The organism is Candidatus Darwinibacter acetoxidans (assembly GCF_041936445.1).
In the GTDB taxonomy this organism is placed as follows: domain Bacteria; phylum Bacillota; class Limnochordia; order Darwinibacteriales; family Darwinibacteriaceae; genus DTU010.
This window is the reverse complement of sequence record NZ_JBHGXH010000037.1, coordinates 1-8,707: the sequence shown is the minus strand read 5'-3', so window position 1 is coordinate 8,707 and position 8,707 is coordinate 1. Positions and strand designations below refer to the sequence as shown.

Below are 8,707 nucleotides of genomic sequence, written 5' to 3'. Positions count from 1 at the left end.
CCGGCGGCGGGGGAGGCGGCGGTGGTGGCGGCGGTGGTGGCGCGCGCTGAGTGAATTGAGTCTTTAAACCTCGATAAGGTAGGTCTTGCGGGAAAGCAGCTTCGGAAAGGCCTTAACCATTACATGGCCCAGCATGCGCAGGGTGCGACCGGGGGCCGGGTGATAGGGCTCCATCCCCATGGCCTCCTGGAGATATTCCAGCATGTGCCGCACCGGCTGGCGCCCCGGGTATAGCCGGCGCATCATGGCCAGGGTGAGCTGGCAGCCGCCGCAGTAAGTGGCCAGTTCGTCCGCGCCTGTCTTTTCAGCCGCGCGCAGTTCCTTTATTGCAGCCCGGTACATATCCCCGGGGTGGTAGCGGTTGCAACCCGCCGCCATGCCGCAGCACAGTCCTTCATCCGCGCTTCCGGCGATCTCGCGTATCTCCAGCCCCATCAAGGAGTACAACCGGCGCGAGGTCGCCGTTACCTCCCCGCCGAGAATGCGGCCGTGGCAGGAATCGTGCAGGGCTATGGAGCGATTGAGCTTCTTTATGATTTTGATCTCCCCGGAAACGACTTTCTCCAGCAGGTGATCCCCCAGGAATTTTGTCTCAAACTTAAACTCGGCTCCAAACTGCCCGGGCAGGACATTGCGGAACATGTTCAGTCCGGCGGGGCAGACGAAAAGCATGGTGCCGATTTCCCGTCCCCGGTAATGGGCGGTTAACTTTTCCGCCACCTTTTCCACCACGTCGAAGAGGCCCATGCGGAAGTACATCTCTCCGCAGCAGAGTTCGAAGTCGCCGGAGATGACCACCCCATCCATGTAGGGTGCATGCAGGAGATGGGGGAGGGTGAGGGCGTTGCAGCCGGGGTAGAGGACCAGCCGCCCCTGGGGCGGGGTCTCTTTCCACTTGCGCAGGAGCTCCCGCTCCCATTGGGCCATGGTCTTTACCAGGTCGGTGCGGAAGTTGGGAACGGACGCCGGCATGAGGTAGGAAGCCCGCACTGGCAGGCCTCGCTCGCGGTAGCGGCAGTGCCAGGCGCTGATGATAAGTTCATAGGGATGGCAGTCGTTGGGGCAGAAGATGTTGCAGGCGTAGCAGCTTATGCATTTTTTGTGCACCACGCGGGCCGGCTCTCCCGCCCGGAGGCGCTTCATTTCATTGACGGCCTCCTCCCGCTCCAGGTTAAGGTAGCGGCAGCGGTAAAGGCAATCGCCGCACAGGTCGCAGTCTTCGTAGCGGAAGAAGTCTCGTTTGCTCTTTTCAGACACTGTAATCCCCCTCTTAGAATTTACCGGCTCACACCCGGTCAACTTGCGCTGGTGTCGTTAACCGGGCCGCCGGCGCCGTCAGGCGCCGTTCCTGACATGCTGGGATCATTTAAGCCCGAGTCTTCGCCTGCGCTTTGCATCGTAAGCCGCCACCGCCCTTTTGAAGGCAAGGGAGACAAGGGTTCGCACGGCCTTGTTTTGCACGAGGAGACTGTGGTAGAGGGCGGCCAGTGCGCGTGTGCGCCGGCGGTCTCCTGCCGGCAGGTCCGGCACTGGAGTTAGTTCGGGCGGAATGTATGCGGGCTGGAAAGGCCTGCGGTAGGAGGGAAAGGCGGCGTATTTCAACAGGTGGTTGCTGATCAGAGCCGCCATGTCCCAGGCCCGGCGTTCGTGGCGGCGCAGCGACTCTCCGCCGGCGGCCATCTCCACAAGTTCCACGGGATGGTAGAAAGGCATGGTGGAGCCTGCAAACTCCTTGATCAGCGAGAGGATGAAGAGGCAGGCGGGGCAGTAGATCACCGCGGCGTCGGCTCCCGTGTCTTCAAGCTCTTTCAAGCGGCGGTAGCCCGAGGAGATGATATCCATGATTCGGAATCGTGCCGCGGCGGCCCCAAAGCCGCAGCACAGGGCGCGCTCGCGGGCATGGCGCGGTTCCACGATCCTGCACCCGGTGCGCCGTATGATTTCCCGGTTAACCTCCTGCAGCCGCCCTTCCTGCATCTTGGAGAGGCAGTTGTCGTGCACTGTCACCGTCATGCCCAAATCCCTGGTGAGGGCGATCTTTTCGTCCTGCAGCCTGCGCAGCAGCCATACATCCAGGGCTTCCACCTCGAAATTGAACTTGGCCCCGAAGCGGCGGGGGAGAATCTCGGAGAGCACCATTCCCTCCGCGCTCATGGAGCATACCACCTTTTTGACGCCCATCTCCGAGAAGAGGCGTTCCAGGCGGCGGGCTATCTGCTCCACCATATCAAAGCGGCCTGTTTTGTAGATGTCCCCGGCGCAGCCGAAGAGGGCTTCCGAGCCCACAAGCTTCGGCAGGCCTTCCAGCACCTTTGCCTTGTAAACATAGGGAACCACGCTGGTGTAGAATCCGGTGAGGCAGATTTCTTCGCAGGGGGAGAAATCGTCCCAGGCGCGCAGCAGGGCCAGTTCATCCGGGGGCATGATCGCCTTTAATGAAGACCATATATTGCAGGGTTCCGACGGCATGACCAGCCTGGCGGTGGCGGGGAGCCCCTTCTCGTTTCGCACGCTCCAGCGTTCCAGGACAAGCTCGTAAGGATCGGCGCCATTGGGGCAGACGGCGTCGCAGGTGTGGCAGGTATTGCAGACCTCCAGGGCGAGCGAGACCCCTCGCTCGATAAGGTTGTTGATCTCCTGCTTGGCCTTCTCTTGGGGCAGTTCCAGGTAGGGGCACGCGGCAAAGCAGTTGCCGCAGCGGGTGCAAAGATCGTTGCGGAAGAAGCGGAACGTGCCGGTGGTCATACCGATATGCCTCCCTATTTCTCTTACTTGCGCCCGGCGGGCTTTAAGGCTGCGCGGCGGCAGTCGTGGCAGCGTCTTGCAGGCGTCCCGCGTGCTCGGTGACTCAGCGAGGGGGCACTACAGGTATTTCCGGGATGCGGTACCTTTTTCTCGATAAGGTGAGGGGCAGCTGGTTCCGCAGCACTCCCCACAGAAAAGCGGACGCCCGCCATTTCATGGGGTGTTCGACTTTTTCGCCCAGGGCCATGGAAAGCAGCTCCAGGAGGTGATAGACGGGGGGGATTATGGGAAAAATCAGGCGGCCGACAGAGAGCATCTGCAGGCAGCCTGCACAGTAGCCGACGGTGTAATCTGCCCCGGCACCGCGCGCCTGCATCAGGCTTTTCCACGTGGCCCGGGTGATGTCCATGATGTGATAGCCGGAGCCGGGCGAGAACCCTCCGGCTATGCCGCAGCACAGCGCGCGCCGGCGCCGCTTCTTCTGCTCCACCACCTCCAGGCCGATGAACTCCAGGATGCGGCGGGGGACGTCCATGTATTCTTCTCCCAGTTGCTTGCCATAGCAGGACTCCTGGATGGTGGCGGTGCCATGAAGCCTGCGGGTGACAGTTAGTTCGCCGGACTTCAGCTTGCTGAGGATTACCGGCAGGTAGGGCCGCACTTCGAAATCGAAGTTGACGCCATAGGCGGGGAGCACATTCATGAACATGTTGCAGCCTGCGGTGCACAGGAGATTCACCCTTTTTACTCTCAGTGTCTGGAAGTATCTCTCCAGGCGGCGGGCCACCTTCTGCACCTCTTCCAGGAGCCCCATGCGGTAGTAGGTCTCACCACAGCAGTAGTCCAGGGTGCCGCGTATCTCCATCCCTTCCAGGGCCCTGGTGCGGGTGATAAAGGGAGCGGTGATGATGTTGCAGCCGGGATAGAGGATCTCTTCGCACGGGGAGTGATCCGCCCACGAGCGGATGAGCTCGCGCTCTTTCGCGGGCATCCTGGATACCACGTAGGTCCGGAAGTTCAACTTCTCATGGGGGGAGTAGTACCGCGCGCGGATGGGCAGCCCTTTGCTCAGGTATTGTTCGTGCCAGCGCTGCAGCACCAGCTCCGTGGGGTTGCAAGTCTCGGGGCAGATGTAGTCGCAGGCGAAGCAGCTGGTGCACTTGCGCAGCACGTGCCTGGTGGTCTCCCCGGCGATAAGCCGCCGGATCTCCTCCTTTGCCGCCTTAGCCGGCAGGTTCATCACCGGGCATTCGCTGAAGCACAAGCCGCAGCGCGTGCATGCTTCATCGTTGAACTGTTTTGCAGGTTTAAGCAATTCCATTAGGGGACCTCCCTCTCTCTTGCTCCGGCGTGAATCCTGCGGCCCTTCACATCATGGTTTTTCCGGTAGTGCATCTTTGCGGAGCAGCCATAACGGTCGCGGGTGCCGGACCCGTCCCATGTTCTTAAGTGTAGGAATCTGTTTTCCCTGGAGGAAATATAACAATATTCTGTCATATGTGTCAAGCGCATATTATCTGTAAGCTGCTCTCGTGCGGATGGGCAGAGGTCTGTTTATGGGTGAGCGGAGTTGTTCCCCGGCCGCGCTTGTTGTATTATGGGGGCGGCGATAAAGTTTTCGACGAGGCGCTGAAGACGATTTTTAAGCGATCCGGTAGCCGGTTGGATAAGGAGGAGCAAATGACCATGTCCGGAACGGAGAAACAAGGAGGAAAGCAGGCCACCATCACCATACCCATAACCGGGATGCACTGCGCGGCCTGCTCCGCCAGGGTGGAAAAAGGCTTGCGTTCTCTTGACGGCGTATTATCGGCAGAGGTTAATCCGCTGACAGGGAAGGGGGTTGTGGCCTACGACCCGGCAAGGATAGGGCCCCGGCAGATGATTGAGCAGATCGTGGCGTTGGGATACGGGGTTCCAGCAGAGAAGCAAGAGCTCCTGGTCTCGGGCATGTCCTGTGCGGCATGCGCGGCGCGGGTCGAAGGCAGGCTAAAATCGCTGCCGGGGGTGCAGGAGGCGTCGGTAAACCTGGCCACCGGCAGGGCCACGGTCAGCTATCTTCCCGGCGCCATCACTCCCCCCGAGATGGCTGCAGCGGTTAAAGAGCTGGGCTACGAGGCGCGCCTGGCCGGCGAACTGTCCCGCGGCGAAGCGGCCAGTATCCGGCAGGAGGAGAGAAAGTGGCTGCTGGCCCGCTTCATCATGGCGGCCCTTTTCACCCTCCCCCTGGCCGTGATGATGGTGGCATCGCATGCCGGGCGCCACTTCATGCTCAATCCCTGGCTGCAGCTGGCCCTGGCCACGCCCGTCCAGTTTATCGGAGGCTGGCCCTTTTACGCCGGCTCCTATCGCTCTTTGAAAGCTGGCAGCGCCAATATGGATGTCCTGGTGGCGCTGGGCACCTCCGTGGCCTATTTTTACAGCCTGGCCTCGCTTTTTGCCGGCTGGGGCGTCTATTACTTTGAATCGGCGGCCATGCTCATGACCGTGATCCTGCTGGGCAAGCTGCTGGAGGCGGTGGCCCGGGGGAGAACCTCGGAGGCCATTGAGAAGCTGGTGCAGCTGCAGTCGAAAACCGCCCGGGTGGTTCGGGATGGCGTGGAGATGGACATCCCCGTGGAGGAAGTGGCCGCCGGCGACCTCGTGGTTGTGCGCCCGGGGGAGAGGGTCCCCGTGGACGGCGTTATCGTGGAGGGGCATACGAGCATAGACGAGTCCCATCTTACCGGGGAGAGCATGCCGGTGGAGAAGAAGCCCGGCGACGAGGTGGTGGGGGCTTCCATTAATAACTTCGGCAACTTTACCTTCCGCGCCACCAGGGTGGGTGAGGATACCGTCCTGGCCCAGATTATCCGCCTGGTGGAGGAGGCGCAGGGCTCCAAGGCCCCCATCCAGCGGCTGGCGGACAGGGTGGCCGCCGTTTTCGTTCCGGCGATGATCGCCGTCTCCCTGCTTACCTTCGGCGGCTGGTATCTCGGCGGGGCCGGCTTTGAAAGCTCCCTTATGCACATGGTCACCGTTCTCGTCGTGGCCTGCCCCTGCGCCCTGGGGCTGGCCACGCCGGCGGCAATCATGGTGGGAACAGGCGTGGGCGCGGCGAGGGGGATCCTCATTCGGGGCGGCGAGCACCTGGAGCGGGCGGGGAAGATCGATACCGTGGTCCTTGACAAGACGGGGACGATAACCCGCGGCGCCCCGGCGGTAACAGATATTCTGGCCCTCTATCCCCTGGACGAAAACGGGCTCCTGGCCATCGTGGCCTCGGGCGAGAATAAATCCGAGCACCCCCTCGGCCGGGCCGCGGTCAAGGAGGCGGGAGAGAGGGGCCTGGCGCTGAAAGAGGTAGAGAATTTCGAGGCCTTGCCCGGGCTGGGCATCAGCTTCGAGCTGGCGGGGGAAAGCTGGCTGGTGGGCAATGAAAAGCTGGCCCAGGCGCACGGCGTGGACCTGGCGCCGCTGCTGGCGCAGAAGCGGCGCTGGGAAGAAGAGGGCAAGACCGTGATGGTGGCCATAAAGGGGAAAAATCCCTGCGGCATGGTGGCCCTGGCGGACACGGTCAAGGAAGGCGCCGCCGAAGCAATCGCGGAGCTGCGGCAGATGGGCTTTGACATATATATGCTCACCGGGGACCAGGAGAGAACCGCTCGGTCCATTGCCGGGCAGGTGGGCATTGACCATGTCATTGCCGGGGTGCTGCCCCAGCATAAAGCCGCCGAGGTGCAGAAGCTGAGAGATGCGGGGCGCGTTGTGGCCATGGCCGGCGACGGGATCAATGATGCGCCGGCGCTGGCCACGGCCGACGTGGGCATAGCCATCGGGACGGGGACGGACATAGCCATGGAGAGCGCCTCCATCACCCTGATGAAGGGCGATCTGCGCAAGATCGCCTCGGCCATCCGCCTCTCCCGCCGGACCCTGCGCACGATCCGGCAGAACCTTTTCTGGGCTTTCTTCTACAACCTGGTCGCCATTCCCCTGGCCATTGCCGGCGCCTTCACGCCCGTTATCGGCGGGGCGGCGATGGGCTTAAGCTCCGTCTCCGTGGTGACCAACTCCCTCCTGCTGAAGCGCTACAACCCCGATCGCGCTTAACGGGAACGGTTTGCTTAAAACAAATTGCATGGGGCTGTCACAAAAAGACAGCCCTTTCGTTGTCATCCGACTCCCTTGCTGTCATCCGGAGAGAGATAACCTGAAGTTAACCGCTATTTGGTTCGGTGGCAGCGCGGCGGGATGACATAATGAGTGCCTATGAAGACAGGTTAGGGCGGGGCCATGTGAATGATTTTCTAATTTTCCCCCCTTATGAAAAAGGGGAGCCGGGGGGGATTTTGACCTGATCTTTCATGCTCCGGCAAAATTTGCGGACAGTAATAAATATTCCAAAATTAAATTGACACCTGGAACGGGGTTCCATTACTATTTGGTTAGGAAAGAAATAAAGGAGTGGAACCCATGACCCTGCCTGTCCGCGAAAACCCCTATTCATTTGCCGGGTTTTTGGAAAAACGGGATAAACTTGATTTCTATCGCGACGATCCCTTTATCCAGAAGCTGGTTCGAAAGTATGCCGCCGCGGAGTGGGATAGACTGCATCAAAAGCTGCTGGAGTTTTCGCCAAAAGTGTCTTTCCGCTGGAGCAGGCTGGCGGACAAGATCGCCTATCCGGAAATGCGTCCCTATATCCAGCACTATGACGCTTATAACCGGAGAATAGACCGGATTGTGCGCCCCCTGGAGACCCACCAGCTCGAAAAAGAGATCTTTTCCGAAGGCCTCTTTGCGGAGAAGACATCTCCCTGGGAATACTTTGCCAAGCTTTTTCTCCTTCACCAGATGGGTGAAGCGGGAGTGATGTGCCCCCTGGCCTGCACGGAAGGTTTAATTGCCTTAATTGGCTATTATCCCGATCACGGGTTTCCCGAACTCGATCATATTTACCGCCATTGCAAGGAGGGCCTGGACGGCGATTTCGCCATCGGGGCGCAGTATATGACCGAGATACAGGGGGGCTCCGATATTCCCTCCAACCTGATGGAAGCGGTGCCGGAGGGCCGCTATTACCGCATCTACGGAAGCAAGTTTTTCTGCTCAGCCGTGCATGCGGATTATGCCGTGGTCACCGCCAAGGTGACGGGCAGTGAAAAAGTGGGCACATTTATTGTTCCTTCCTGGCTGCCGGGCGACAAGGAAAGGGAGAAGCGAAACGGTTACGTGATCAACCGGATCAAGTGGAAGCTGGGCACGGTGGAGCTGCCCACGGCGGAGATAGATTTCCACGGCGCCCTGGCCTATCCTATAGGCCCGACAGACAGGGGCGTAGCTAACGCCGTGGGGATAGTGCTGACGCTGTCACGGATGGCCGTGGGCGTCTCCAGCGCGGGGATCATGACCAGGGCGGCAAGGGAGGCCCTGCTTTACAGCGAATTCCGCGATGTGTTCGGGGAGAAGATCAACCGCCACCCGCTGGCCGCCAATCAACTTCAAGAAATCGCGACGGCAGCGAAGCGGACAGCTGCCGGCGCCTTCAAGATTTATGACCTTTTTATCAGGCTGGGCCGGAAGCTGCAGCCGGGCCTCTTTTCCAATGAGCCGCTTGAAATGCAGAAGGCCCGCTTTGATTTGCGGGAATTGATTTTGCTGCAGAAGATCTGCACTTCTTTTGAAGCCGTCGACACCGTGCGCAAGGCCATCAGCATCTTTGGCGGGCACGGGGTCATCGAAGATTTCTCCTCGCTGCCGCGCCTGCTGCGGGATGTTCTGGTCAACGAGCTCTGGGAAGGGCCCCGCAACGTCTTGCTGATGCAGATTTACCGCGACCTGCAGCGGGTGTCCCAGTTCTATAGCCCCGGGGAATTTGTCTTATCATTATTAAAAGGCGGTGATGAAAAGAAGGCCCGGGAAATGGCATCATGGTTGGAGGGGTTCCTGGGGAAATCTTCGCTGACCGGTGCCGGCGACC

The 8,707-nt window shown here is 60.4% G+C and carries 5 protein-coding genes; 2 read left to right on the top strand and 3 right to left on the bottom strand.

The window, feature by feature from the left end; genetic code table 11:
• Positions 1-63: 63 nt before the first annotated feature.
• From ACE4YL_RS01160 to ACE4YL_RS01150, 3 genes are all read right to left on the bottom strand, one after another.
• A complete protein-coding gene (locus ACE4YL_RS01160) occupies positions 64-1,257 on the bottom strand; it encodes a (Fe-S)-binding protein (protein WP_461369062.1) in 1,194 nt (397 codons plus the stop codon).
• Between the two features lie 105 nt (positions 1,258-1,362).
• Positions 1,363-2,745: a (Fe-S)-binding protein gene (locus ACE4YL_RS01155; protein ID WP_461369061.1), complete on the bottom strand. Its 1,383-nt coding sequence runs from the start codon at positions 2,743-2,745 to the stop codon at positions 1,363-1,365.
• Positions 2,746-2,848: 103 nt separating this feature from the next.
• The gene (locus ACE4YL_RS01150) at positions 2,849-4,066 is read right to left on the bottom strand and encodes a (Fe-S)-binding protein (RefSeq protein ID WP_461369060.1); all 1,218 of its coding nucleotides are present in this window, start codon (positions 4,064-4,066) and stop codon (positions 2,849-2,851) included.
• 359 nt (positions 4,067-4,425) lie between these two features.
• On the opposite strand from ACE4YL_RS01150, the gene ACE4YL_RS01145 reads away from it, so the two are divergent.
• Together ACE4YL_RS01145 and ACE4YL_RS01140 are read left to right on the top strand one after the other, a co-directional pair.
• The gene (locus ACE4YL_RS01145) at positions 4,426-6,837 is read left to right on the top strand and encodes a heavy metal translocating P-type ATPase (RefSeq protein WP_461369059.1); all 2,412 of its coding nucleotides are present in this window, start codon (positions 4,426-4,428) and stop codon (positions 6,835-6,837) included.
• A gap of 363 nt (positions 6,838-7,200) precedes the next feature.
• A partial coding sequence (locus ACE4YL_RS01140) for an acyl-CoA dehydrogenase family protein (RefSeq protein ID WP_461369058.1) occupies positions 7,201-8,707 on the top strand: 1,507 nt, incomplete at its 3' end.